The organism is Streptomyces canus, assembly GCF_001514145.1.
GTDB classification, from domain to species: domain Bacteria; phylum Actinomycetota; class Actinomycetes; order Streptomycetales; family Streptomycetaceae; genus Streptomyces; species Streptomyces canus.
The window spans coordinates 1-806 of the sequence record NZ_KQ948726.1 but is presented as its reverse complement, the minus strand read 5'-3'; the positions used below and the strand labels follow the sequence as shown (position 1 = coordinate 806).

Annotated in this window: 1 protein-coding gene; it reads left to right on the top strand. The window is 68.5% G+C overall.

Annotation, left to right across the window (positions count from 1 at the left end; translation table 11 throughout):
- The coding region (gene fdhD / locus AQJ46_RS51235) for a formate dehydrogenase accessory sulfurtransferase FdhD (protein ID WP_059212226.1) at positions 1–806 on the top strand (806 nt) is incomplete at its 3' end.

The window sequence follows — 806 nt, the reverse complement described above, 5'->3', positions numbered from 1 at the left end:
ATGGGACGAGTCACGGAACGACGCAAGGTGATCCGCATCCGGGACGGGGCGATCTCCTCCCGCCCCGACACCCTGGTCACCGAGGAACCGCTGGAGATCCGCCTCAACGGCAAACCCCTCGCCATCACCATGCGCACCCCCGGCGACGACTTCGCCCTCGCCGCCGGCTTCCTCGTCAGCGAAGGCGTCCTCACCCAACACCACGACCTGCAGAACATCGTCTACTGCGCCGGAGCCACCGCCGACGGCTCCAACACCTACAACGTCGTCGACGTCACCACCACCCCCGGCACCCCCATCCCCGACATCACCCTCGAACGCAACGTCTACACCACCTCCTCCTGCGGCCTGTGCGGCAAAGCCAGCCTCGACGCCGTCCGCACCACCACCCACTGGCCCATCAACGACACACCCCCCCTCCACATCGAACCCGACCTCCTCACCGGCCTCCCCGACCGGCTCCGCGCCGCCCAACACGTCTTCGACCGCACCGGCGGCCTGCACGCCGCCGCCCTGTTCACCGAACACGGCGAACTGATCGACCTACGCGAAGACGTCGGCCGCCACAACGCCGTCGACAAACTCATCGGCCGCGCCCTGCAACACCACCACCTCCCCCTGACCCGCGTCATCCTCCTGGTCTCCGGCCGCGCCTCCTTCGAACTCGCACAAAAAGCCGTCATGGCCGGCATCCCGATCCTCGCAGCCGTCTCCGCACCCTCCTCCCTCGCCGTCGACCTCGCCACCGAAACCGGCCTCACCCTCGTCGGCTTCCTCCGCGGCCACTCCATGAACGTGTACGCGGG